Raw genomic sequence first — 26,323 nt, forward strand, 5'->3', positions numbered from 1 at the left:
TTCTCGTTCACAGCGGCGGCAGATAGGCGACCTGGATCATTTCCTGCGGACGCGACCGTGAGACGAGTTCACCGCGACCGGGTACCAACTGCTGCAGTCGGACCCGGCCGAGCAGATACCCCTCATCCCGGTCACCACTCATCAGCAGGCCATCGGTCGACAGATCTTTGAGGCGCCCGATGATCGTGTCGAACAGGGCCCGTCCCGCGCCGCCCGACCGTCGGGTGACGATCAGATGCATTCCGATGTCGCGGGCCGATGACAGCAGGTCGACCAGTGGCATCAACGGGTTCCCGCTACCTGTTGCCACCATGTCGTAGTCGTCGACCACGATGTAGACATCCGGGCCGGACCACCAGTTGCCCTCACGCAGTTGCTGTTGCGTCACGTCCTCACCGGGTATCCGGGCGGTGAAGAAGGCCACCAACTCGTTCACCATCGGCGCCAGGGTCTGCGCCGAACTCGCATATCCGGCCAAGTGATCCGACTCGATGACTCCGAGCATGGTCCGTCGGTAGTCGACCAGGACGATCTTCGTCTCCTCTGCGGTGCCGTTTTCGACGAGGCCGGCAACGATGTTCCGCAGCAACGTCGTCTTCCCGTGCTCGACGTCCGCGAAAGCCATGAAATGTGGTTGCGCCCCGAAATCGAGGATGACCGGGGCCAATTCGGCCTCACCGACACCGATGGCGACCTGTTTCGGCGTCAGCGTGATCCCGCGCTCACGCACCCGCTCGAGCATCTCCGCCCGATCGAGGTGAGATGCGAGCTTGCGGACCACCATGGCCTTGCGGTCGGGATAGACGGCACACAGTTTCTGGACGGTGTCGGCCAGTGCACCGCTGAGCGACTCGATACCGGTCTCGGAGTCGGTGCGAGGCAACGCGATCAACATGTGCAGCTGCTGCGGTGTCAGGCCACGCCCGGGCCTGCCCTCGGGGACGAGCCCGGCGACCTTGCGTCCCATCTCCGAATCGAGTGGGTCGCCGAGGCGGAGTTCGAGGCGGCTGCCGATCAGGTCTTTGATTGCAGGCCGGACCTCGGCCCACCGGGCCGCGGTCACGATCACGTGGACGCCGTAGGACAAACCCTGCGCAACGATGCTGTTGATCTGCTCTTCCAGGAAATCGAACTCCCCGCGGATCACCGCATAGCCGTCGACGACGAGGAACACATCGCCGAAGACGTCCTCGGACAGCGACTGATCTCCGGCGCTGCGCCGGTTCCGGAAGTCCCGCATCGACTCGATCCCGAGCGCCGCGAACCGCAATTCGCGTTGCCGGACCAGGGCTGCGACCTCGGCGACCGTCCGGCGGACCGCATCCATGTCGGCGCGTCCGGCCACCGAACCCACATGCGGCAACCCGGCGATCCCGGCCAGCGATCCGCCACCGAAGTCCAGACAGTAGAACTGCACCTGTTCGGGACTGTGGGTTACGGCAGCGGCAAGGATCAAGGCGCGCACCGCATTCGACTTGCCCGACTGCGGGCCGCCGACAATCGCCACGTTGCCGCGCGAACCCGAGACGTCGATGGTCAGGACATCGCGACGCTGATCATAGGGACGGTCGACGATGCCCAACGGGAACTCGAGCCTGCCGGTCTGCGGCGTCTGCCAGTGCGGGGCGAGCACGTCGATCGTCGGCGACTGATCCAGCGGCGGCAGCCACACCTCGTGCGCGGCCAGGCCGTGTCCCTCGATCTGACCGACCACGGTCTCGAGCAACGTCCGCGTCGGCGCGACACTCACGGGTTCTGGAACTTCCTCCAGCAGAACCGATTCGGGCACCACGACCGGGTCGAGCGGAACCCGCCCCGCGGTGAACATCTTGAGCCGGCCACTGCCGCCCGAGGTCGGTGAATACACCGCATCGATCGCCGACACCGGCGGCGTGTACGGACCCGAGACGTAACAGGTGTTGAAGCGGATCGGTTCGGCCGAATCACATTTCAGATATCCCGAACCCGGCACATTCGGCAGGTGGTAGGCATCGGGCACACCCAGGACCGAGCGGGATTCGTTGGCCGAGAACGTCTTCAGACCGATGCGGTACGACAGATGACTGTCGAGTCCCCGCATCTTACCCTCTTCGAGGCGCTGCGACGCCAACAGGAGATGGATGTGCAGCGAACGGCCCAGCCGACCGATCGCGACGAACAGGTCTGCGAAGTCCGGTTTTTGCGCCAGCAGTTCGGAGAACTCGTCCACCACGATGAACAACGCGGGCATCGGCTCCAGGGCGGCGCCTGCGGCACGGGCCCGTTCGTAGTCACCGACATTCGCGAAGTTGCCCGCCGATCGCAAGAGCTCCTGGCGCCGATTCATCTCACCGGAGAGTGCGTCGCGCATCCGGTCGACCATCGACAGTTCTTCTTCGAGGTTCGTGATCACCGCAGCCACGTGCGGGGCGGCGTCGAGACCCAAAAACGTTGCGCCACCTTTGAAGTCGACCAGGACGAGGTTGAGCGCCTCGGGTGAATGCGAGGCCACCATCGAGAGGACCAGCGTGCGCAGGAACTCCGATTTGCCCGAGCCGGTGGCACCGATGCACAGACCGTGCGGACCCATGCCACCCTCGGCCGCCTCTTTGATGTCGATCTCGACCGGTGTTCCGTTGACCGAGTAGCCGATCGGAACCCGCAGGCGACTGCGGGCGGTACGCGGTGCCCACACACTGCGCAGGTCCAGGCGGGTCGCATCACCGATACCGAGCAGATTCATCAACCCCGGATCCGTCGGCGACACCTCCTGCTCCAAGCTGACCATCTGCGCGGCGGTGGCCAAGCGGTAGCGGGCCATCGTGCGGGCGAAGGCCTCTGCCTCCGGCACACTCAGCGAGTCCATGTCGGCGAACTCTTCGACGCCGAATGCGCTGCGCGCACCCACTTTTCCGTCCCGCACCACCAGTTGCAGACCGCGGCGGACAGCCAAGCCGTCCGGCGGTGCGGACAAGTCGAGGACCGAGACCGCCTCCATGCCGGCGTCCCCGACGATCCGCTCGTCGCCGGTCACATGACCGTCGTCGATGATCACGACGAGCTGGGCCCGGCCCGCGGCCGGTGGCGCCGACCGCGAGAATCGGCCACGTTCGAGGAGATCTGTGGCGAGGTCGTCCTCGAGATCTGCCAGGGACCGGTAGATCATCCGAACCGAGCCGACACCGTCCCGTTCGTAGGGATGCTGGACGTGCGGCAGCCACTTACACCAATCCCACGACTCGGCGGCCGGATCGGCGGTGACCACCGCGACCATGAGCTGGTCGGGTCCGTGGAAGGCACACAGTTCCAGCATCATCGATCGAGCCAGTTGCCGGGTCTCCTGTCTGGCCCCTTCGATGTTGATCGCCGGGAATCCGCGCAGCGACACGGCGGTCGGCAGGCCGTGCACCACGGAATGCGTGCGAACGAAGCGCCGCAGGGCCACCGCCGACACCGGCTCGACGTCTTCGAGGGGTCCGGTCTCGGGCGGCATCAGGCGGGTCGCGAGACGCTGCGATCCGACGCCGACCCGCACGTGGCCGAAATCGTTGTCGCCGCGGCGCCGTTCCCACATTCGCCTACCGCCGACAACACCGAGCAGGGCGGCGGGTTCGGGATGACTCCATTCGAGGGCGTCCCGTTGCGCGCCGCCGGTCTCGTGGACCTCGTCCCGGACCTGGCACAGGTACCGGAAGTAGTCTTTGCGCTCTTCGTTGAGTTCGGCAGCACGTTTGCCGCCGCGGTTGCCCCCACCTGCGTACATGCCGAACATCGACATCAGCATCATCATCGGGAACATCATGAACAGCGGATTCGACAGCATGTTGCGTCCGCCGGTCACGAACATCATCGCGATCATGCCCACCACGGCGAACACCATCACCACGGGCATCATCTTCATCAGGAGATTGCCGGGCACCACCCGCGGTACATCCGGCGGCACCTGAAGATTGACCTCGCCGCCCGGCGTCCGCGGTGCCGGCACCCGCGCTCGACGGACAAAACCCTCGGTTGTGCCCGCCGTCATCGCGACATCATGGAATTCAAACCCCACCCCTGAACCTCAAACTTGCTCCCCTGGCGGCACATCATTCCCCATGGCGGTCCGAACCGCACCACGAAGGGTCTGATTCGTCCACATCGAATCCCGCTGCCGGGCGCCAGATGTCGTAGCGATTCGCTATGGTCATCGGTACTTGGGTGGGGATCTCTTGGGGGGAATCATGACCGCTGCTGACCTTTTGGCAGAGCTGGACGCCGCGGCAGGCGCAGAACCGGCGCTGGCGCGGGTATCGGTGATCGGTGGAACGACGCAGTTCGACGTGGGCCTACCGGCCGCCGTTGCGGTGGCCGCGCTGATCCCCGATCTGGTCGCGCTGATCAGTACCCGAGCACCCATCGACGACGACGAGAACGAGTCCCGGCCCGGGCCGATCCGTGATCATTGGACACTGTCCCGCGTCGGCCACGACCCCATCGCACCCAACCGCAGCCTGAGCGAGGCCGGGGTCCGCGACGGTGACCTGCTGATCCTGCGGGCAGGACCGGCCCGCGAGAGTGCCGTGCTCTTCGACGACGTCATCGATGCGGTCGCCCGCCTCGGCGAGGCGCAGTTCTCCAGTTGGAATGCCACCGCGGCCCGGGTGATGGGATATGCGGTCGCGGTGGGGGCATCGGCATTGCTGTCGCTGTCGCTGCTCCACGAGCGCGGTGACCGTGATCTGCTCTGGCCGATACTGATCGCCGCGATCGCCTGTGTCGCCTTCGTGGTGGCAGGCGCGGTTGTCGGCCGCTACTACGATGATCCGGCCACGGCGGCCTTCGCCTCGTTGTGCTCGATGCCGCTGGCATGGGCCACCGGAATGATGTTGCCACCGGGAGCTTTTGGGGCAGCTCACCTCACACTCGGTTGTGCGATGGTCACGGTGTTGGCGGCCCTGTCCTATCGCATATCCACGGCGGGTCCGTTGATACACGCGGCCGTCGGCACCGCCGCGATCTTCGGGACCTTCGCATCACTTGTGCAGCTTGTCTTCTCACCGGGCGCCGTCAAACTCGGAGCGGGACTGTGCGCTGTCGCGATCCTGGCGATCTCGATGGCACCGCGCATCACGATCCTGCTCGCGAGGTTGCCGCTGCCCCCGGTACCGACCGCAGGCGCGGCCATCGATCCCGTCGACTCGGCGCCACGCCCCGCCATCGAGGGCATCGGGGCGATCGGCGCCATGGCACTACCGTCGGCCGCAGCACTCGAACTCCGGGCCAGGACGGCAGGGCGGTACCTAACCGGGATCATCGCGGGCACCTCGGTGGCCGCGGTGGCCGGCATCGCGATGGTGGCCTACCCCGTCGATGACTTCAGTTGGCGTTGCACGGTGTACGCGTTGATCATCGCCACACTGCTGTGCCTGCGTGGACGTTCCTACGCCGACCTCGCGCAGGCGTCGATCCTCATCGCCGCCGGTGCCATCGGATTCGGCGTGACCGCGGTCCTGGTGGTCCTCGGCCCGGACGATCACGCCGCGGTGGCGGTGGCCGCCATCGCCGCGGTCGCGGCTGCGGCCCTGCTCTGTGGGGTCGTGGCGCCTGCGTCGTCGTTCTCTCCGGTGATGCGCCGGATGGTCGAGATCGCCGAATACCTGTTGATCGCCATGATCGTGCCACTGATGTTCTGGATCATGAACCTCTATGCCGCGGTGCGCGACCTGTGATCGATCCGGTCCACACCCGGAATACGCACCCATCGAAGCCACGCGGCCGAACCGTTCGAGTTGCCGCAGTGGTGGGCGTCCTGGCAGTGCTGTCAGCGTTTCCGGCACCCACCGCTTTGGCGATATCCCCGCCGGTCATCGAGCCCGGTGCGCTGGTACGGGGCGCCCCGGTGGCGCCTCCGGAAGCCACCGAACAGAAGATGTTGTGCGCCAAGCCCGTTCTGTCGCCCGGCACGGACAGCGCCGTCCCGTCGGCCGCGCAGACGATGATGCGACTGCCCGAGGCCTGGCGATTCAGCCGGGGTTCGGGACAGCGGGTGGCAGTGATCGACACCGGGGTCACCCGCCATCCGCGGTTGCCCCGAGTCCAGGCAGGCGGCGACTATGTCTCGCGCACCGACGGTACTGACGACTGCGACGGGCATGGCACCCTCGTCGCCGGAATCATTGCCGCACAACCCTCCTCGACCGACGCGTTCGCCGGGGTCGCACCCGAGGCCGCCATCATCGCGATCCGGCAGTCGAGTGGCGCCTTCGAGGCCAAGGAGCGGCGCCAGAACACATCCCCCGATCCGACGGTGGGGTCCGGATTCGGCACCGTGCAGACGTTGGCCAACGCAGTTGTCCGGGCCGTCGACCTCGGTGCCACGGTCATCAACATCTCCGAGGTGGCCTGTGGTTCGGCAGGCACCGACCTCCACGACAAACAACTGGGCGCAGCGGTGAAGTACGCCTTCGATCGCAACGTGGTCGTGGTGGCCGCGGCAGGCAATCTCACCCAGGGCTCGGCGTGCTCGACCCAGAATCCACCACCGAACCCCGCCAACCCCGAACTCGACGGCTGGGACACGGTCACCACCATCGCCAGTCCGGCCTGGTACGCGCCATATGTGCTCAGTGTGGCCGCCGTCGATTCGGAGTCCGGGTCACCGGCCGGATTCAGCCTGTCTGGCCCTTGGGTGGGTGTCGCCGCGCCGGGCACCGGCATTCTGAGCCTGGACAACGTCCGCGGCTCGAACAAACTGGTCAACGCCCAGAACGGCGACAAAGGGCTCACCAGTATCGACGGCACCAGCTTCGCCGCACCGTATGTCGCAGGCGTGGTCGCGCTCGTCCGGGCGAGGTTTCCCGAACTCGAGGCCGCCGAAGTGATGGAGCGGATCACCCGGACCGCTCATGCGCCGGGAACCGGTCGCGACAACACCGTCGGCCATGGTGTGATCGACCCGGTTGCCGCCCTGACCTTCGAGATCCCGGATGTCGAGACGGATTGGGCTGTCCCGCAGGCGATCTCAACGCCGATTCAGGATCCCCCTGCCGATACCGGGGCTCGCACGGCAGCACTCATCGGAATCGGCGTGTGCGCGGTGATCCTGATCGCCGGCTGGGCGGTCTCGATGCCTGCGCGGCGATTGCGCAAGCTGGAACCCGACGAATACTGAAATACCCGCCGAATCGGTCCGACACCGATCACCAACCGCGGACCCGCTGCGGTCTGACGCGGATGAGTACCGAATAGTCGGCCCGGAACGAGTCCGGGGTCATCTCCAGGCCCTGGATCGCCGCGCCGTATTTGGCGACGTACGCATCCCATTCGGCGGCGGTCGGTCCGGTGTCATCCACGGATGCCTGCGCGGTGAACACCGCAACATCACCGCCCTCGGGCGTTATGTCGCTATTTGGCGCGGGCGGGACGGAGCTCGCGCGGCAACGCGAAGGTCAGGGTCTCCTGCGCGGTCGTCACCGATTCCACATCGCCGAAGCCGTGCTCTTTGAGGAGATCCATGACGCCGGTGACCAGGATCTCGGGGACCGAGGCACCGGAGGTGATGCCCACGGTCTGCACACCTTCGAGCCATGCCGGATCGATGTCGCGGGCGTAGTCGACCAGGTACGACGCGCTCGCGCCGGCCTGCAGGGCCACCTCGACGAGGCGAACCGAGTTCGACGAGTTCTGCGAACCGACGACGATCACCAGCTCACAGCGCGGGGCCATGGCCTTGACTGCAACCTGCCGGTTCTGGGTGGCGTAACAGATGTCGTCGCTCGGCGGATCGTTCAGAAGTGGGAACTTCTCCCGCAGCCGTGACACGGTCTGCATGGTCTCGTCGACCGACAACGTGGTCTGTGACAGCCAGATCACCTTGGACTCGTCGCGGACGGTGACGCGGTCGACGCTGTCGGGCCCGTCGACGAGCTGCACGTGATCGGGGGCCTCACCGGCGGTGCCCTCGACCTCTTCGTGACCTTCGTGACCGATCAGCAGGATGTCGTAGTCGTCGCGGGCGAAGCGCTTGGCTTCCTGGTGGACCTTGGTGACCAGCGGGCATGTGGCATCGATGGTGCGCAGGTTGCGGTCGGCAGCCGAGTCGTGGACGGCCGGGGAGACCCCGTGCGCCGAGAACACCACGAGCGCACCCTCGGGTACCTCATCGGTCTCGTCGACGAAGACCGCGCCGCGGTCTGTGAGTGTCTCCACCACATGCCGGTTGTGGACGATCTCCTTACGCACATACACCGGGGCGCCGTGCTTCTCGAGCGCTTTTTCCACTGTCTCGACAGCGCGATCGACGCCCGCGCAGTAGCCACGCGGCTCAGCGAGCAGGATTTTCTTGCCTGACGGGGTGTTTTCGGCCGAACTCATGACGTTCAGCGTACGGGCAATCCGACCCTACTAGTGGTCACGGCCTGCAGCATGAGGCAGAGTATGGACATGATCCGACCACCTTATGCCGCAAGGGTCGCTGCCGGGGTTGTTGTCACTGTGCTCGAAGAGACACGCAAATTGCCGACCACAGCGATCACTCTTCCGATGACCGCTATCAGCGAGACATTGCAGGCGGTGATGCGCCTTCAGCAGGGCATCGCCGAAATGGCAATCAAGGGCGACGAGGTCTTCGAGTCCTTGCTCGGTCACGCCGAAGAGGAGCCGGAATGGGCCGTCTTCGATGAAGACGAGGACGACTTCGTCCTGCCAACCACAACTCGTCCGGTGACTCCGGCCACAACCACCGAATCCGGCGATCCGACCCCGGGCGAAGCCGACAAAGACGACACGGAGTCCGCGGTGGCGCCGTCAGGGTCGGGCCGGTTCGCGCTCTACAGCTCGGCTCCCGACCTCGACGCCGAGGATCCGGCGCCGGCGACGAGCGCGAACGGTGACGCGCCCGAAATCGTCGAGGCACTCGACTACGACACGCTGACGCTGGCACAGCTGCGGGCAAAACTCCGCACCGTCGGCATCGACGAACTCAAGGAACTGGCCGCGTACGAGAAGTCCACGCGGGCCCGGGCACCGTTCATCACCATGCTCGACAACCGTGTGACCGCAGCGAGCAAGTAGCCTTCCCACGTGAGCAATACGCCCGAATCGGCGTGGCCGGTACGGACGATCAACACCAAGATCGCCGACTGGCTACACAAACTGGGACAGGTCTGGGTCGAAGGTCAGCTGACCCAGATCAACCGCCGTCCCGGTACCCGCACCGCTTTCTTGACGCTGCGTGATCCCGCAGCGGACATCTCCATCCAGGTCACCTGTAGTCCCGATCTGCTGACCCGTGCGCCGGTCCCACTGACCGAGGGGGCCCGCGTTGTGGTCCTCGGCAAGCCGGTGTTCTACACCGGGCGGGGCACGGTGTCATTGCGGGTCACCGAGATCCGGCCGATCGGCATCGGCGAACTCCTCGCGCGAATCGAACGACTTCGCCGGCTGCTGGCCGCCGAAGGACTGTTCGACGACGCGCGCAAACGTCCATTGCCGTTTCTGCCCGGCACCATCGGGCTCATCACCGGACGTGCGAGCGCCGCAGAACGCGACATCATCTCGGTCGCACAAAAGCGTTGGCCTGCAGTACGTTTCGAGATCCGCAACGCCCCCGTGCAGGGTCCGACGGCAGTCCCTGCGATTCTGCGCCATCTGGCCGAACTGGACGCCGATCCCGAAGTCGACGTCATCATCCTGGCCCGCGGCGGCGGCAGCGTCGAGGATCTGCTGCCCTTCTCCGACGAGGCCCTGTGCCGCGCCGTCGCCCAGGTCACGACCGCAGTGGTCAGTGCGATCGGGCACGAGCCCGACTCCCCTGTTCTCGACCTGGTGGCAGACCTACGGGCGGCAACGCCCACCGACGCCGCAAAGCGCGTGGTCCCCGACGTCGCGGTCGAACTCGCGATCGTCCGCGATCTGCGCGCGAGAAGTGCCGGGGCACTGCGGAATTGGGTTACCACTCAGGTTCGCGGACTCGACTCGTTGCGCGGCCGCCCGGTGCTGGCCCAGCCCTACCGCATCGTCGACGACCGCATCGACGAGATCGAACGCGCAGCCCGCGACATCCGCCGCGACGTCGCCAGGCTCGTGGCCCACGAGGAACAGCGCATCGAACATCTCACTGCGCGCCTGTCCACCCTCGGCCCCGCGCAGACGCTGGCCCGCGGATACGCCGTTGTGCAACGCGTACCCGGGGCCGCCAGCAGTTCGGACGAAGATCCCCACGTGGTCACATCGGTGGACGACATGCCGATCGGTACCCAACTCCGGGTGCGGGTCGCCGACGGCGCCACCCGCGCCGCGGTGATGGGCGTCGAAAAGCCACGACGGGGCTGAAAACCAATAACGGGCCGGACCGGACGCGAGTTCACCAGACCAACCCAACACCGGACGCACCAGCAATCGCCGGATACCCGGCACCGGCGTCCCGGCACGGACAAGAAGGAAGACAGTGGAAGCGAAGAAAGACGCCGACAGCAATGAGCGGCCGATCAGCGAACTGGGCTACGAACAGGCCCGGGACGAGCTGATCGTGGTGGTCCGCACCCTGGAACAGGGCGGCCTGGACCTCGACGCATCGCTGGAGCTATGGGAACGCGGCGAGGCCTTGTCCCGGCGATGTGAGGAACATCTCGAAGGCGCCCGAAAGCGCATCGAAGCGGTTCTCGGGACCGACGACGACAGTGAATTCGAGGACGATACCGACGACGACCTCGACGACGAGGCCTGAGATCTGAATTCGAGGTACAGGCATCCGCCGGCGGCCCTCGCCCGTTTATGACCATCGCGGGCGCCCTGCAATACTCGGGTGGTGGCTGCAAAACCCCGGATTCTGACCAACAACAAAGACATGATCTGGTCTTTGATCCCTTTGTTGTTGCTCTGCATGTTCGTCGCGGCGGTCTCCGGGAATTGTTCCGTCGGTCTGACCGGCGGCGCGGGTGACGACAAGGTCCCCGCCTACGACGTGGACAGCGGATTGAAGGCAGACGCCCGCACTTCGACGTTCCCGATCCGGCTGCCGCAGACACCCGCGGACTGGAAACCCAACAGCGGCAGCACCGTCGCCCTCGAGAACACCACCGTCTCCAACGCCGGATACATCACGTCCAACGGCGTCTACATCCAGTTGAGCCAGACCGGCGCCACCAAAGACGCCCTGGTTGGGCAGCTGTCCGGGGACGAAACACTGCTCGGCGCGGGCACCCGCGACATCGGTGGATCGCAGTGGGCGGTCTACAGCCAGCCTGAGGGCGGACGTTCGGTATGGGTGACCGACCTCGGTGACGTGCGGATCGGTTTGATGGCGAACAAGGCCAAGGAACCCGATTTCACCACCCTCGCAGAAGCGGTTCTCGCGGTTTCACCGTTGCAGGCCTCGAGCCCCGGCGCACAGGTTCTGCCCACGAAATAAAGCGGAAACCATTGTCGGATAACGTATGTTAGGGATCTTACATTCTTCTTACCGCTGAGAGCGATGTCACCCGCAGACTATAAGCTCTGCGCATGGCAATGTTCCTGTATCGACTCGGGCGGTTCTCTTTTCGGCACAAATGGTGGGTGATCGTCAGCTGGATCGTGCTCGCCGCGTTGGTGGTCACGCTGGTCAGCGCATTGAATCCGAAGTTCTCCAAAGATTTTGAGCTACCAGGCACCGACTCGGACAAAGCGATGTCGTTGATGGAAAAGAACTTCCCCGCGATCAACGCAGCGCAATCCGAGTCGTCGACCAGTGTGCTCGTCGCCGCGAACGACGGCCTGGCGCCACACACAGCCACCATCGATCAGCTGGTCGCCAAGCTCAAGACGCTGCCAGACATCACCACTCCCGATGAGGTGGCGAACCCGCTGACCGTCGCGGAACTGGAACCGGCGCTGGCGGCGTCCGTGCTGGGCGACAACAACACCATCGGTCTGATCCAGGTTGCCCAGACCATCAACCCGCAAGACCTGACTGCCGACAACATGAAGCAGTTCGAGGACATCCTCTCCGAATTCCGCGTCGGCGGCCTCGACGTCCAGGGCACCGGGTCTCTGATGCAGGTCCAGGAAGCGGGCGGCGCAGCCGAGATGCTCGGTTTTGTCATCGCCTTCTTTGTGATGATCGTGGCTTTCGGCGCGGTGGTTGCCGCGTTCATCCCCCTCATCACCGGCATCGTCAGCGTGATCATCACCATCATGTTGGTCACGCTGGGTGCCGAGTTCCTCAGCATCAACCAGAGCGCAACCGCCATCATCACGATGCTCGGAATCGCGGTGTCCATCGACTACGCGCTGTTCATCGTCTCCAGATATCGCAGTGAACTCAATCTTGGTGGTTCACGTGAGGCGGCGGTGGGCCGAGCGGTCGGGACGGCCGGATCTGCGGTTGTGTTCGCCGGCCTGACAGTTGTGATCGCGGTGGCGGCGCTCTCGGTGGTCGGAATCCCGTTCATCTCGCAGATGGGTCTGGCTGCGGCGTTGGCCGTGATCGTCGCGGTCCTCGGTGCCATCACACTGATTCCCGGGTTGCTCGGCGCCTTCGGCCGCTTTGCGTTCTCGCCGCCCATTCCGAAACTGCGCCATGGCGACGAGCCCGAATCGCAGGAGACCAACGGGCTCCGTTTTGCCAAGTTCGTGACCAAGTACCCGTGGCCGATCGCGGTCATCTCGCTGCTGGCACTGGTTGTGGTGGCATTGCCGATGACCAAGCTGGAACTGGGTCTGTCGACCACCACCGACTCTGAGGTCGCGGCGACCACGTTGCTGCAACAAGGCTTCGGTGAGGGCATCAACGGCCCCCTCCTGGTGGTGCTGAATGACACCAAGGGCGGCGCCGTCAGCCCTGCCGCCGAGCAGACGGTCGCGTACATCAAAACGTTGTCCAATGTCGCCACGCCCGACCAGCTCACCTGGCGCGGCAACGGTCCGGACGCGGCCAACGCCCAGACCGGCGCGACATCAGCGCTGATCTTCGTGACCCCACAACAGTCGCCCAGTGGCCCGCAGACGCACGAACTGATGGAACAGATTCGCGGCTATTCGAAAACCACTGACGCCGAAGGGGTCACGCTCAACGTCGGCGGCCAGACGGCGATCATGTCGGACATCTCGGCCAAGTTGGACTCAGCGTTGATCCCGTATCTGCTCCTGGTTGTCGGTTTGGCGTTCATCATCCTGATGATCGTGTTCCGGTCGATCCTGGTCCCACTGACCGCCACCATCGGATTCCTGTTCTCGGTGTGTGCCACGTTCGGCGCCACGGTGGCGATCTTCCAGCTCGGCCATTTCGGCATCATCACCCACACCCAACCGATCATCTCGTTCCTGCCGATCTTCATGATCGGCGTGGTCTTCGGTCTGGCCATGGACTATCAGGTGTTCCTCGTGACACGAATGCGCGAGGAATACGTGCACGGGCTGCCTGCCAAGGAGGCGGTGATCATCGGCTACAAGCACGGCGCGCGCGTGGTGTCGTCGGCCGCGGTGATCATGATCTCGGTGTTCGCGGCGTTCATGCTCGCACCCGACACCACCGCAAAGATGATGGGCTTCTCTCTGGCCGCCGCCGTGTTCTTCGACGCGTTTGTGGTGCGGATGCTGATCGTTCCGGCACTCATCACGATCATGGGCGACAAGGCCTGGTGGATGCCGGCATGGCTCGAGAAGATCCTTCCGAATGTCGATATCGAGGGCACCGCCATCCGCGAGATCCCGATCGAGGATGCGAATGCGAAGGCAGTGAGGCCGACCGTCGGCGCAGCCGAGTAGTGATTGCCCTCGGCGCAGCCGAATAGCTGTCCTTGCGCGGCTGGCTGATCGTCGAGACTCCACACCACCCCCGTCGACCATGGTTGACGGGGGTGACTGCGTCTGCTGGCGTGGGCAGCTCCGCCCTGTGACGCGGCTCACGTAGACTCATCGGCGACGCAGGATCCTCGCCGTACCAGGTTCTGCAAGCCGGAGGTCTGTGTGCCACAACCCGCGATACGAACATCGCGTCCGTCGAGCGCGCTGCGTATAGGTCAGGATCCGCGTGCCCACCTTCGGCATCTCGACTCCCTGTTCGAGCAGTGGTCTGCCACGGGTTCGGTACCCAGTGGTGTGCGCGAGCAGGTGGCCCGGTCGTGGCAGCGTCAGCCCGCCGAGTTCCGCGGTCCGCACTACCGGCCGACGGACGAGGTCGCCAACCGCCGCAACTCCGACCCCCTGCTCAACCACGCGGCAACCTCACTGCGCGAACGCTTGCTGGTCAGTTGCACCGACACCGCCACCGAATTGGTTCTCTGCGACCGGGACGGCGTTGTCCTGTGGGTGGCCGGACCACCGGAAGTCCGGCGCCGGTCGGAGAGCCTCGGCTTTGTCGAGGGCGCCTCCTGGACCGAGAAATCGGTGGGCACCAACGCCTTGGGCACGGCGATGGCCGATCGCGCGCCGGTCCAAATCTTCGGCTCCGAGCACTCCCATCCGAGCCACCACGGTTGGGTGTGCACGGGCGCGCCGATCATCGACCCCCGGGACGACTCCGTTCTCGGCGCCATCACACTGTCCGGCGGGCTCCGTACCGCGCACCCGCACACCCTGTCGCTGGTCTGTTCCACCCTCGACGCCGTCAACGCCGAACTGCGGATGCTGCATCGCGACGATCTGCGGACGCGCAGTGACGCCGCGGCCGGATTACTCGGGCCGACAGGAACCGAGTCCCTGGTTGTCGACCGCAACGGCTGGGTCATCGCCACGCGCGGGATCGCGGTCAGCGACCGCCTCTTCATCCCCGGCGGGCTTGATGCCGGCACAGTCTGGGTTCCCAGTCTGGGCCACTTCGAGGCCCGGCCGGTGGGCGACCTCTGGCAGCTGCAGCGATCGCACAATCGTGCCGTCGTGCTGGTTCTCTCCGCCGAACCACCCTGTGCACAAATCACTTTCGACGGTTCCGAGCCGGCAACACATCCATTGACAAAGAGGCAGTTCGACGTGCTGCGCATCTTGGTGCAGAACCCGGCCGGATTGAGCGCCCGCGAGTTGTCCACGGCGCTCTATGGCGACGGCGACCACACGGTGACCGTCCGGGCCGAGGTGTCGCGGATCCGCCGCACCCTCGGGTCCCTGCTGCTTCCGCGGCCGTACCGGCTGACGGTCACCGCGACCATCGCCTGAATCAGCCGCGCGGACCACATCCGCAGCTCACTGCAACCCCCTGCAACCCTCCCGAAAGTCGCCCACCACTCCTACAGTCAGGTGTGATCCACCTCACGCTAAGGAGTTGTACATGACGACCACTGTCTCCCCCACTCAGACGGCGCAGGCATTTCTCACCGATCTCGAACGGGCGATCGGCGAGGCCCAGCAGACCGGCGACGTCAGCGCCGTCACCGACCTCTTTGTCGATGACTGCTACTGGCGTGACCTGGTGGCCCTGAGCTGGAACCTGACCACCGCCGAGGGCAAAGACGATCTGGCGGCAATGTTGCGCGCGACCCTGCCGCATTCGGCGCCGGGTTCTTTCCAGCTCGATGGTGAAGCGAGCGAGGCTGACGGCATCACCGAGGCCTGGTACACCTTCACGACGCCGGTGTTGCGTGGCAAAGGTCTGATGCGCCTGCGCGACGGCAAGTGCTGGACCTTCCTCACCTCCGCGCAGGAACTGCTCGAGTTCCCCGAGAACAAGGGCAACCGACGCATCAAGGGCGCCGAGCACGGGGTTGTCCCCGGCCGCAAGAACTGGCTCGACCGCCGCACCGAGGCGCAGGACACCTTGGGCATCACCACCTCGCCCTACGCGCTGATCATCGGCGGTGGCCAGGGCGGAATCGGGCTGGCCGCACGGATGCGCCGCTTGGGTGTGTCGGCACTGGTCATCGACAAGCACCCGAAGCCCGGCGACCAGTGGCGGGGACGCTACTACTCACTGTCGCTCCACGATCCGGTCTGGTACGACCACATGCCGTACCTGCCGTTCCCCGACGACTGGCCGGTGTTCACCCCCAAGGACAAGATGGGTGACTGGCTCGAGAGCTACGTCAAGATCATGGAGCTCAACTACTGGTCGAACACCCTGTGCCACAGCGCCTCATTCGACGAAGCCGCCGGCACGTGGACGGTTGAGGTCGAGCGCGAAGGAAAAATGTTGACCCTGCACCCCACCCAACTGGTGATGGCCACCGGGATGTCGGGCGTCCCGAACATCCCCGAGATACCCGGCGCGGACACCTTCGAAGGTGACCTGGTCCATTCGTCGCAGCACTCCGGAGGTGGCAAGTACGCGGGTAAGAAGGCGGTTGTGCTCGGCGCCAACAATTCCGCGCACGACATCTGCGCCGACCTCTGGGAGAACGGTGCCGACGTCACGATGATCCAGCGTTCGACCACACATATCGTGCGATCCGAATCGTTGATGCGTGAAGTGCTCGGCCCGCTGTATTCCGAAGAGGCCCTGGCCAATGGCATCGATCACGAAAAGGCCGACCTGATCTTCGGGTCGATCCCCTACGGCCTGCTCGCCGATTTCCAACTCCCCACCTGGGACACCATCCGCGAACAGGACAAGGAGTTCTACGACCGCCTCGAGGCCGCCGGATTCATGTTGGACTTCGGCGACGACGGCTCCGGGCTGTTCCTCAAGTACCTGCGCCGCGGATCCGGCTACTACATCGACGTCGGCGCGTCCGAGCTCATCGCCGACGGCAAGGTGAAGTTGAAGGCTCCCGCGCACATCACCGAGATCAAGCCCCGATCGGTTGTCCTGTCGGACGGCACCGAACTCGAGGCCGACCTCATCGTGCTGGCCACCGGCTTCGGTTCGATGAACGGCTGGGCTGCGCAGCTGATCTCTCAGGAGGTCGCCGACAAGGTGGGCAAATGCTGGGGGCTCGGCTCGGACACCATCAAGGATCCCGGCCCATGGGAGGGCGAGCTCCGCAATATGTGGAAACCCACCGCGCAGGAGAACCTCTGGTTCCACGGCGGCAATCTCCACCAGTCCCGTCACTATTCGCGATACCTCGCGCTGCAACTCAAGGCACGTGAGGCTGGGATGAATGTCACCGTCTACGGGCAGGCACCGGTGCACCACCTGCAGTAACGGGCATGAAAGGATGGCCTTCAACACCAATCGCCGCGATTCAGGAGGCCATCACCATGTCAGCCGCTACCCCCAATTTTGAGGCTCCCGACCGAAACCTGGCGATGGAACTCGTGCGCGTGACCGAGGCCGCCGCACTGGCGGCCGGACGCTGGGTTGGCAAGGGCGACAAGAACGGTGGCGACAAGGCTGCGGTCGACGCGATGCGTCAGCTGCTGTCCACCGTCTCGATGCGCGGTGTGGTTGTCATCGGCGAGGGCGAAAAAGACGAAGCACCGATGCTCTACAACGGCGAAGAGGTCGGCAACGGTGAAGGCCCCGAGGTCGACGTCGCAGTCGATCCCATCGACGGCACCACCCTGATGGCCGAGGGCAGGCCCAACTCGATCGCCGTGCTCGCGGTGTCCGAGCGCGGCACCATGTACGACCCGTCGGCCGTCTTCTACATGGAGAAGATCGCTGTCGGCCCGGAAGCTGCCGGTGTCATCGACATCACCGCATCGGTGGAGTTCAACGTGCAGGCCGTGGCCAAGGCCAAGGGCATCGAGATCGCCGACCTCACCGTCGTCGTGCTCGATCGTGAACGCCACGAAGGACTGATTGGTGAGATCCGCGCGGCAGGCGCCAAGGTGCGGCTGATCTCCGACGGCGACGTTGCCGGTGCCATCTCGGCCGCGCAGGCCGAGAGTTCTGTCGACATGCTCATGGGCATCGGCGGCACCCCCGAGGGCATCATCACCGCGGTTGCGATGAAGTGCATGGGCGGCGAGATCCAGGGCAAGCTGTGGCCGCGCAACGCCGCCGAGCGTCAGAAGGCACTCGATGCCGGGCACGACCTCGACCGGGTACTCAAGACAGAAGACCTCGTCAGCGGCGAGAACATGTTCTTCTGTGCCACCGGCGTCACCAACGGCGACATGCTCCGTGGCGTGAGCTACCGCGCCAACGGTGCCACCACCCGCTCGCTGGTGATGCGTTCGAAGTCGGGCACCATCCGCACCATCGAAGGCCGCCACACCCGCGCCAAGGTCGGCGAGATCTCCACCAACACCTCCAGGGCCTGACGCCTTCCGCTCCAATCGTGTCTGTCCGGCGACCACACCCGCGGTGTGGTCGCCGGATTTTTTTGTTCGAACAACTTCGGATCCTCAATCCGCACAACCTCTGACGAGGCGCGGTAGGCCGCAGCTATACGATGCTGAGCGTGAGTAAACCAGCTTCCGCCCCAGAGTTTCTCTACTCCGATCTGCTCCCGATCGACGGCGACGACACCCCGTACCGACGGATCACGACGGAGGGGGTGTCGACGCTCGAGGTCGACGGTCAGACCTTCCTCAAGGTCGACCCGGAAGCCATCCGGAAACTGACCGCAGAGGCAATGCATGACATCAGCCACTACCTGCGTCCGGCTCATCTTGCGCAGCTACGCAAGATCATCGACGACCCCGAGTCCTCGGGTAACGACCGCTTCGTCGCACTGGACCTGCTGAAAAACGTCAACATCTCCGCAGGCGGCGTGCTCCCGATGTGCCAGGACACCGGCACCGCGATCGTGATGGGCAAGAAGAGCGAAGGTGTGCTGACCGGCGCCGACGACGCCGCGTCCATCTCGCGCGGTGTGTACGACGCCTACACCCAGCTCAACCTGCGATATTCGCAGCTGGCACCGTTGACCACGTACGAAGAGAAGAACACCGGCTCGAATCTGCCTGCCCAGGTCGAGATCTACGCGACCGAGCAAGGCCCCAAGGGTCCCGAATACAAGTTCCTGTTCATGGCCAAAGGCGGTGGCAGCGCGAACAAGTCGTTCCTGTTCCAGGAAACCAAGGCCATCCTGAACCCCGAGGGAATGCTCAAGTTCCTCGACGAGAAGATCCGCTCGCTGGGCACCGCGGCCTGCCCGCCGTACCACTTGGCCGTCGTCATCGGCGGTACCTCGGGCGAGTTCGCGCTCAAGACCGCGAAATACGCCTCGGCCCACTACCTGGACAACCTCCCGACGTCGGGGTCGATGTCGGCGCACGGGTTCCGGGACCTCGAACTCGAGGAAGAGGTCTTCAAGCTGACCCAGTCCTTCGGGATCGGCGCACAGTTCGGTGGCAAGTACTTCTGCCACGACGTCCGCGTGGTCCGTCTCCCCCGGCACGGTGCGTCGTGTCCGGTCGCGATCGCGGTCTCATGCTCGGCCGACCGGCAGGCGCTCGGCAAGATCACCGCCGACGGGGTGTTCCTCGAGCAACTCGAGACCGACCCGGCGAAGTACATGCCCGCGGCCGGTGTGGCCGAAGACATCTCCAGCGGCGAGGTGGTCGAGGTCGACCTCAACCGCCCGATGGCCGAGATCCTCGCGCAGCTGTCGCAGTACCCGGTGAAGACCCGCCTGTCGCTGACCGGTCCGCTGGTCGTGGCCCGCGACATCGCCCACGCCAAGATCAAGGAACGCCTGGACGCCGGCGATCCGATGCCCGACTACCTGCGCAACCATCCGGTCTATTACGCCGGTCCGGCCAAAACCCCTGAGGGCATGGCGTCGGGCTCATTCGGACCGACCACGGCCGGCCGCATGGACAGCTACGTGGAGCAGTTCCAGGCTGCCGGTGGGTCAATGGTCATGCTGGCCAAGGGAAATCGTTCCAAACAGGTCACGAACGCATGTGAGCGCCATGGTGGTTTCTACCTCGGTTCCATCGGTGGTCCGGCCGCACGTCTGGCACTCGACTGCATCAAGAGCCAAGAGGTCATCGAATACCCTGAACTCGGCATGGAAGCTGTATGGAAGATCGAGGTAGAGAACTTTCCGGCCTTCATCGTCGTCGACGACAAGGGCAACGACTTTTTCACCGATCCGGGCGGCGCGATCACCGTTCCACTGGGTGGCGTCAGGATCCGATCCAAGGAGCGCTGAACATTGAGTGAGCAGGCCTATCGCATCGAGCACGACACCATGGGTGAGGTCCGGGTTCCGGCCGAAGCTCTCTGGCGTGCGCAGACCCAGCGCGCGGTGGAGAACTTCCCGATCAGCCACCGTCCGTTGGAACGGACACAGATCCGTGCGATGGGCCTGCTCAAGGCCGCCTGCGCACAGGTCAACAAAGACCTCGGTCTCCTCGACGCGGAGAAGGCCGACGCGATTGTGACCGCCGCCAAGGAAATCGCCGATGGTGAGCACGACGACCAGTTCCCGATCGACGTGTTCCAGACCGGCTCGGGCACGAGCTCGAACATGAACGCCAACGAGGTCATCGCCTCGATCGCCAAGGCGGCCGGAGTCGATGTCCATCCGAACGACCACGTCAACATGTCGCAGTCGTCGAATGACACCTTCCCCACTGCGACACACGTCGCTGCCACCGAGGCTGCGGTCACCGACCTCATCCCGGCCCTGCAGCACTTGCAGAAGTCGTTGGCTGAGAAGGCAACCCAGTGGCGCACCGTGGTCAAGTCCGGCCGCACCCATCTGATGGACGCGGTGCCGGTCACCCTCGGCCAGGAGTTCGGTGGCTATGCCCGCCAGATCGAGGCCGGTGTCGAGAGGGTCACCGCGACCCTGCCTCGCCTCGGTGAATTGCCCATCGGCGGTACCGCAGTGGGCACCGGCCTCAACGCGCCTGCCGGATTCGGGACCAAGGTCGTCGCCGAGCTGGTCAAACTCACCGGCGTGGACGAACTCGCCCTGGCCAAGGACAACTTCGAGGCGCAGGCCGCACGCGACGGACTCGTCGAACTGTCGGGCGCCTTGAAGACGGTGGCGGTCTCCCTGACCAAGATCGCCAACGATGTCCGGTGGATGGGTTCGGGCCCGCTGACCGGTCTCGGCGAACTCCGGCTCCCCGATCTGCAACCCGGCAGCTCGATCATGCCCGGCAAGGTCAATCCGGTGCTGCCCGAGGCAGTAACCCAGGTCGCCGCACAGGTCATCGGCAACGACGCCGCCGTCACCTGGGGCGGTGGTAACGGCGCGTTCGAGCTGAACGTCTACATCCCGATGATGGCTCGCAACGTCCTGGAGTCGCTCAAGCTGCTGGCCAACGTCTCGCGGCTGTTTGCCGATCGCTGCATCGCCGGACTGGTCGCCAACGAGGATCGTCTCAAGGAACTGGCCGAATCGTCCCCGTCGATCGTGACCCCGCTCAACAGCGCAATCGGTTACGAAGAGGCAGCCGCGGTTGCCAAGGCGGCACTCAAGGAGAAGAAGACGATCCGGCAGACCGTGATCGACCGCGGCCTGATCGGTGACAAACTCTCCGAGGCCGAGCTCGACAAACGTCTCGACGTCCTCAAGATGGCCAACCTGGATCGCGAACGCTGACCCCCCACCCCGATAGTGTGCCCTTTTGGCGAGCCTGACCTGGGCTTTTACTCGCCAAAAGGGCACATCTTCGGTTACGGTCGGTTGTGCTGATTCCGTTTCCCACCGACTGGCTCACCGCGTTGGTACTGGTGCCGCATCCGGACGATCCCGAGTACGGGGTCGCGGCGGCGGTCGCCAAGTGGACCAGTGCGGGCAAGAGCGTTGTCTACGCCCTCGCTTCACGTGGCGAGGCCGGAATCGAGGGCATGCCACCGCAGCAGGCCGGCCCGGTCCGCGAGGCCGAGCAACGACAATCGGCCCAAATCGTCGGTGTCCAGGCGATCGAGTTCTGGGACTTCCCCGACTCCGCAATCACCAACGATCCCGATCTGCGCCTTCGGATCGCCGAAGTGATCACCCGCGTGAGGCCCGAGATAATCGTCTCGATATACGGCGGCCCGCAGTGGGGGCCGGGGATGCCCAACCAACGCGACCATCGGGAATTCGCTGCCGCTGTCGTGCAGACCTACGACAGTCTCGACGCCAAACCGCGTTGGCTGTTCGAGGCGAGCCCGGATGCCACCCACGCCGAAGAGGTCGACAGCGAGGCGATCGAGACCGCGGTGAGGTCACTGGCCGCACATGACGCCTACCTGGCGACCCTTGATCCGGTCACACCGGTGATCAACCAGGCGCGCGCCCAGACCGAAATGGTCACCGCCGCCCGCGAAGACTTCGACGAGCGCCACGCAGTCACCTTCGAACTCAAACGCAGAACCCGATGATGTGCTGTTTTGGCGGTGCCGACCTGCGGAAACGTTCGCCAAAACCCCACATCATCGGGGTGGGTCAGGCCAGGCCGATGTCGATGATCGGCTGACGGGCCGGATCCAGCCACTGGACGATCTGCCTCATCACATCGCGATCGATCGCAACGCAGCCCCATGTGGGTTCTTCATTGGTGACGTGCAGGAAGATCCCTGACGCGAACCCGTCAACCCGCTGCGGATTGTGGGCGATGTTGACGACGTAGTCGTAGACCTCGCCGGTGGCGAGGATGTTCTCGCTGTCACCGCCGGGACTCTCGACCTGTCGAACGTGCGTGTTGTAGGTGGGTGACCCGGGAAGGGCGTCCCACCAATCCTGCTCATCCGCCTGGAAGTACGGCATCTTGGTGCCGGGACTGGGTTGGTTACCGAAGGCCTGGTCCAGGGCGAAAATACCCATCGGCGTCCGCCACACACTGTCACGAGGGATGCCGATGCCTTCGGCGCCGAGATCGGCCCTGGTCGGTTCGACGACCTGGATCCACGTACCGGCTTCGTCACGTTCCCAGGCGGTGAGCGTGGCGACGGTGTCGTAGATGGATTCCGAGGTCACCTTGATCATCTGGGTCGACAGCGGGAACGACTCCGGGGTGAGCACCTCCTCGGCCTGTGCCGACACGGGCACCACCATTGCAGAGACAACAACACACGCGGCGGCCAGTGACACCACTGGCCCCATCAACCTCTTTGACAACTTCAGCACCTGCTGATTATGCCAACTCGTAAGCCAAAGCACGTATCGGTGCGATCACGGGACTGCACTAATCTGGTCACTGCCGACCCGACGCGCACTCCGCTCCCGGGGCCGGCACCGATGAAGAGAGTTCGAGGGTTTTCATGCCGCTTGCCGTGGGCACCATTTTTGCCGGATACACAATCGAGCGTCTACTGGGCGCCGGTGGCATGGGTGAGGTGTATCTGGCCAAGCATCCCCGCCTGCCACGGTCGGATGCCCTCAAGATCCTGCCCGCCTCACTGCCCGGGTCCAGCGCCGCGTCCGACGAGAACTACCGGCGCAGGTTCGTGCGCGAGGCCGATCTGTCGGCAAAGCTCTGGCACCCGAACATCGTGGCAGTACACGACCGTGGCGAATACATGGGCCAACTCTGGATCAGCCAGGACTACGTTCCGGGCACCGACGGCGCCGAACTCCTGGCCATCTACCCGACCGGTGTCCGCCCGACGCTCTGCCTGCAGATCATCACCGAGGTGTCCGCGGCACTCGACTACGCCCACGGCCAGGGACTGCTGCACCGCGACGTCAAACCCGGCAACATCATGCTCACCGACGCAACACCGCACCGGGTCATGCTCACGGACTTCGGCATCGCCCGTCCACTCGCAGATGTCGGCGACCTGACCACCACGGGGGTGTCGGTCGGCACGGTCGCCTACTCCGCGCCCGAACAACTCCGTGGCCTACCGGTGGATGCACGCGCCGATGTCTACGCCCTCGGATGTACCGCGGTCGCGTTGCTCACCGGCGCTCCTCCCGGATCCGGCCGCGACCTCCCGGCCGGTGTCGCGCCGGTCATCGACCGGGCCCTGGCCCCTGCGCCCGCAGACCGCTATCCGACCTGCGGACAGTTCGCCCACGAACTGGCGGCCGCACTGAACCTGCCGGACGCGCCGCCCGCCGAGACGTCCGCACCCGACCCACACGCCGCACACCAGGCGCCTACGCTCCTCGGGTTGCCCTCGGTCGCACCGCGCACCCGGACCGGACCACCACAGGAACCCGAACGGCAGGCCTCCAGCGCTCCCACTCCCCCACCCACGCAGCAGTACACGGCCGCGCCGCCTGCCCCGCAACCACCGCACCATCCACCGCCGCCCAGTGGTCCCCGTTCCCGGACACCCTGGATCGTCGGCGGCATCGCGGCAGTCGTCGTGCTCGTCCTGGCAGCGATTGCCACAGCTGTGTTCTGGCCCGACGACAACACCGATGCGGCAGGCACCGCCGCAGTCACCGCGAACACCACAACCGAGACCGTCACGGCCACCGCGCAGGTCCCGCCGACACAGCAGACCCCGCCGACCGATGTCTCGGCGACCGCCGAGTCGGTGATCCCGACCACCAACTCCGCCGATCTCGGACTCTCGGTGCCGATCAGCACACCCGCCTGCGACGGCACAGCGATCATTGTGGTCGCCAACGCCACCAACCCAAGGACCTACCAAGACGAGATCACGCGAGCTCTCGACAACCATCCCGGCGCGCAGTATCTGCGCACCGATCAGTCGTGCCCCTCCCTGCGCGCCAACGATGACAACGGCAAGCTCATCTATGCCGCCTATGTTGTTGTCGGACAAGGCAAATCGGCACTGTGCGACGCATTGCCCGACTACCCCGCCAACCGGTACGGCAAACTCCTCGACACAGTGAGCGACCCGGATACCAACATCAAACGAAACGATTGCTGAGCCACGCCGGCCTGTAAGGCCCTACACTCCAACCATTTTCGCCCGTTCGCTACGCTCCCGGCGCACAGTGCCCAACCTCGCCCGCTCGCTACGCTCCCGGCGCGAATTCCTCCAGCATTTCGGTGACCAGCGCCGCAATCGGCGACCGCTCGCTGCGGGTCAAAGTCACATGCGCGAAAAGCGGGTGCCCCTTGAGCTTTTCGATCACCGCAGCTACACCGTCATGCCTGCCGACCCGGAGATTGTCGCGCTGTGCGACGTCGTGGGTGAGCACCACTCGTGAACCCGAGCCGAGGCGGGACAGCACAGTCAGCAACACATTGCGCTCCAGCGACTGCGCCTCGTCGACGATCACAAACGAATCATGGAGCGAACGACCCCGAATATGGGTCAGCGGAAGCACTTCGAGCATGCCGCGGCTGAGAACCTCTTCGATCACCTCGGTGGACGCCAGACCCTCGAGAGTGTCGAACACCGCCTGCGCCCAGGGCCCCATCTTCTCCGACTCACTGCCGGGCAGATAGCCGAGGTTTTGTCCGCCAACGGCATAGAGGGGCCGGAATACGACAACCTTGCGTTGGGTACGCCGTTCGAGCACCGCTTCGAGGCCGGCACACAAGGCCAACGCCGACTTACCGGTACCCGCCTTGCCGCCCATCGAGACGATGCCGACACTGTCGTCGAGGAGAAGATCCAGTGCCACCCGTTGTTCGGCGCTGCGCCCCCGCAACCCGAACACCTCGCGATCTCCGCGCACCAGCTGTACCTGCTTCTGCGGGTTCACCCGGCCCAGCGCACTGGAGTTGTTGCCCAGCAAGCGGATCCCGGTGTGGCACGGCAGATCCCGCGCAGTGTCGAGGTCGACCACACCGTCGGCGAACAACGTGTCGATCACTGTCGAGTCGACGTCGACCTCGGTCATCCCGTTCCAGCCAGAGGCCACCACGTCCTGAGCGTGGTATTCATCGGCGGCCAGGCCCACCGCACCCGCCTTCACACGCAGCGGAGTGTCCTTGGACACCAGGACAACGTCTTTACCTTCGGCTCGGAGGTTCAAGGCGCAGGCCAGGATTCGGGAATCGTTGCTGTCTGTGCGGAACCCGGCGGGCAGGACAGCCGGATCGGTGTGGTTGAGTTCGACCTGCATGGTGCCACCGACGGTTCCGATGGGGATCGGTTGATCGAGGCGCCCGAACTCCAGTCGCAGATCGTCGAGCATGCGCAATGCTTCGCGAGCGAACCAGCCCAGTTCGTGGTGGTGGCGTTTGCCTTCCAATTCACTGATGACAACCAGCGGAAGAATCACGTGGTTCTCAGCGAAACGTGTTGCCGCCCAAGGGTCGGACAACAGCACGGAAGTATCGATGACATACGTACGGGCGTCGCGTGCGGTCACGAAGGGCTCCTCGGTCTGGGTGGCACCACTCAGACGTGTGTTGCGGCCGGTCCGGTTCTGGTTTCAGCAGCTAGGTGCTGCTGTCACGAGGACCGGGGCCGGTCCCCTCGTACTCACGTAAGCAAGTCAACGATCGAACCTCCCGGACGAACCGCTTCCCCGCGGCCCGTCAAACGTCAAAGTACGCCCAACACGGCGTGTCGGCTCGGTGGAATCGGCTCGTGTCCGTGAATAATCGGTTAACTGTTCCGCTGGCGGATCAGTCGAGATTCTGCGCCTCGGCGACCCCGCGCACCACTGCCCGAGAACCCAAAAACCCCACTCCTCCGCAGCCGTGACTGCGTGTGGAGCGGGGTTGGGTGAAGCCA

19 protein-coding genes are annotated in these 26,323 nt (G+C 65.0%); 14 read left to right on the forward strand and 5 right to left on the reverse strand.

All coding sequences use genetic code 11. From position 1 onward, the window contains the following. Positions 1-7: 7 nt before the first annotated feature. A complete protein-coding gene (gene eccCa, locus AC1TPF_RS13295) occupies positions 8-4,006 on the reverse strand; it encodes a type VII secretion protein EccCa (protein ID WP_482144365.1) in 3,999 nt (1,332 codons plus the stop codon). Positions 4,007-4,202: 196 nt separating this feature from the next. Between eccCa and eccD the strand changes: the two genes are divergently transcribed. Next, complete coding sequence (gene eccD / locus AC1TPF_RS13300) at positions 4,203-5,690, forward strand: type VII secretion integral membrane protein EccD (protein ID WP_482144367.1); 1,488 nt, start codon at positions 4,203-4,205, stop codon at positions 5,688-5,690. Then, positions 5,687-7,132 carry a type VII secretion-associated serine protease mycosin gene (gene mycP, locus AC1TPF_RS13305; protein WP_482144369.1) on the forward strand — a complete coding sequence of 482 codons (1,446 nt, stop codon included), beginning with the start codon at positions 5,687-5,689 and terminating at the stop codon, positions 7,130-7,132. The genes eccD and mycP overlap by 4 nt, the downstream gene beginning before the upstream one ends. A gap of 28 nt (positions 7,133-7,160) precedes the next feature. Here mycP and AC1TPF_RS13310 read toward each other — a convergent pair whose 3' ends face one another. Together AC1TPF_RS13310 and AC1TPF_RS13315 are read right to left on the reverse strand one after the other, a co-directional pair. Further along, positions 7,161-7,334 carry a PNPOx family protein gene (locus AC1TPF_RS13310; RefSeq protein ID WP_482144370.1) on the reverse strand — a complete coding sequence of 58 codons (174 nt, stop codon included), beginning with the start codon at positions 7,332-7,334 and terminating at the stop codon, positions 7,161-7,163. 31 nt (positions 7,335-7,365) lie between these two features. After that, entirely contained in the window at positions 7,366-8,334 is a 969-nt protein-coding gene (locus AC1TPF_RS13315) for a 4-hydroxy-3-methylbut-2-enyl diphosphate reductase (protein WP_482138283.1), read from the reverse strand. 69 nt (positions 8,335-8,403) lie between these two features. Here AC1TPF_RS13315 and AC1TPF_RS13320 point away from each other — a divergent pair, with 69 nt between their 5' ends. The 11 genes from AC1TPF_RS13320 (at position 8,404) to AC1TPF_RS13370 (ending at position 22,093) form a co-directional block, all read left to right on the forward strand. Continuing rightward, positions 8,404-9,033 carry a lipid droplet-associated protein gene (locus tag AC1TPF_RS13320; RefSeq protein WP_482144372.1) on the forward strand — a complete coding sequence of 210 codons (630 nt, stop codon included), beginning with the start codon at positions 8,404-8,406 and terminating at the stop codon, positions 9,031-9,033. A gap of 9 nt (positions 9,034-9,042) precedes the next feature. Then, positions 9,043-10,293 (forward strand): exodeoxyribonuclease VII large subunit, encoded by a 1,251-nt coding sequence (xseA, locus tag AC1TPF_RS13325; RefSeq protein ID WP_482138280.1) that lies wholly within the window; start codon positions 9,043-9,045, stop codon positions 10,291-10,293. Between the two features lie 115 nt (positions 10,294-10,408). Further along, positions 10,409-10,687, forward strand: coding sequence for an exodeoxyribonuclease VII small subunit (locus AC1TPF_RS13330; RefSeq protein ID WP_482138278.1), 279 nt, complete (start codon positions 10,409-10,411; stop codon positions 10,685-10,687). A gap of 81 nt (positions 10,688-10,768) precedes the next feature. Then, positions 10,769-11,371: a DUF4245 domain-containing protein gene (locus AC1TPF_RS13335; protein ID WP_482138276.1), complete on the forward strand. Its 603-nt coding sequence runs from the start codon at positions 10,769-10,771 to the stop codon at positions 11,369-11,371. Between the two features lie 92 nt (positions 11,372-11,463). After that, positions 11,464-13,707 carry an MMPL family transporter gene (locus AC1TPF_RS13340; protein WP_482144374.1) on the forward strand — a complete coding sequence of 748 codons (2,244 nt, stop codon included), beginning with the start codon at positions 11,464-11,466 and terminating at the stop codon, positions 13,705-13,707. A gap of 201 nt (positions 13,708-13,908) precedes the next feature. Further along, a complete protein-coding gene (locus tag AC1TPF_RS13345; protein WP_482144375.1) occupies positions 13,909-15,093 on the forward strand; it encodes a helix-turn-helix domain-containing protein in 1,185 nt (394 codons plus the stop codon). Positions 15,094-15,205: 112 nt separating this feature from the next. Then, entirely contained in the window at positions 15,206-17,017 is a 1,812-nt protein-coding gene (locus tag AC1TPF_RS13350) for an NAD(P)/FAD-dependent oxidoreductase (protein WP_482144377.1), read from the forward strand. 56 nt (positions 17,018-17,073) lie between these two features. Next, a complete protein-coding gene (gene glpX / locus AC1TPF_RS13355; RefSeq protein ID WP_482138269.1) occupies positions 17,074-18,081 on the forward strand; it encodes a class II fructose-bisphosphatase in 1,008 nt (335 codons plus the stop codon). 140 nt (positions 18,082-18,221) lie between these two features. Then, positions 18,222-19,922, forward strand: a complete 1,701-nt coding sequence (locus tag AC1TPF_RS13360) for a fumarate hydratase (protein WP_482144379.1) — start codon at positions 18,222-18,224, stop codon at positions 19,920-19,922. A 3-nt stretch (positions 19,923-19,925) separates the two neighbouring features. After that, complete coding sequence (locus AC1TPF_RS13365; RefSeq protein WP_482144381.1) at positions 19,926-21,326, forward strand: class II fumarate hydratase; 1,401 nt, start codon at positions 19,926-19,928, stop codon at positions 21,324-21,326. A gap of 86 nt (positions 21,327-21,412) precedes the next feature. Continuing rightward, positions 21,413-22,093 (forward strand): PIG-L deacetylase family protein, encoded by a 681-nt coding sequence (locus AC1TPF_RS13370; protein WP_482144383.1) that lies wholly within the window; start codon positions 21,413-21,415, stop codon positions 22,091-22,093. 64 nt (positions 22,094-22,157) lie between these two features. On the opposite strand, the gene AC1TPF_RS13375 is transcribed toward AC1TPF_RS13370, so the two are convergent. Further along, complete coding sequence (locus AC1TPF_RS13375) at positions 22,158-22,838, reverse strand: L,D-transpeptidase family protein (protein ID WP_482138262.1); 681 nt, start codon at positions 22,836-22,838, stop codon at positions 22,158-22,160. Positions 22,839-22,972: 134 nt separating this feature from the next. On the opposite strand from AC1TPF_RS13375, the gene AC1TPF_RS13380 reads away from it, so the two are divergent. Further along, positions 22,973-24,559 carry a serine/threonine-protein kinase gene (locus AC1TPF_RS13380; protein ID WP_482144384.1) on the forward strand — a complete coding sequence of 529 codons (1,587 nt, stop codon included), beginning with the start codon at positions 22,973-22,975 and terminating at the stop codon, positions 24,557-24,559. A gap of 88 nt (positions 24,560-24,647) precedes the next feature. On the opposite strand, the gene AC1TPF_RS13385 is transcribed toward AC1TPF_RS13380, so the two are convergent. Next, entirely contained in the window at positions 24,648-25,955 is a 1,308-nt protein-coding gene (locus AC1TPF_RS13385; RefSeq protein ID WP_482138258.1) for a PhoH family protein, read from the reverse strand. Positions 25,956-26,323 lie beyond the last annotated feature (368 nt).

It is taken from the genome of Williamsia sp. Y853 (assembly GCF_056786495.1).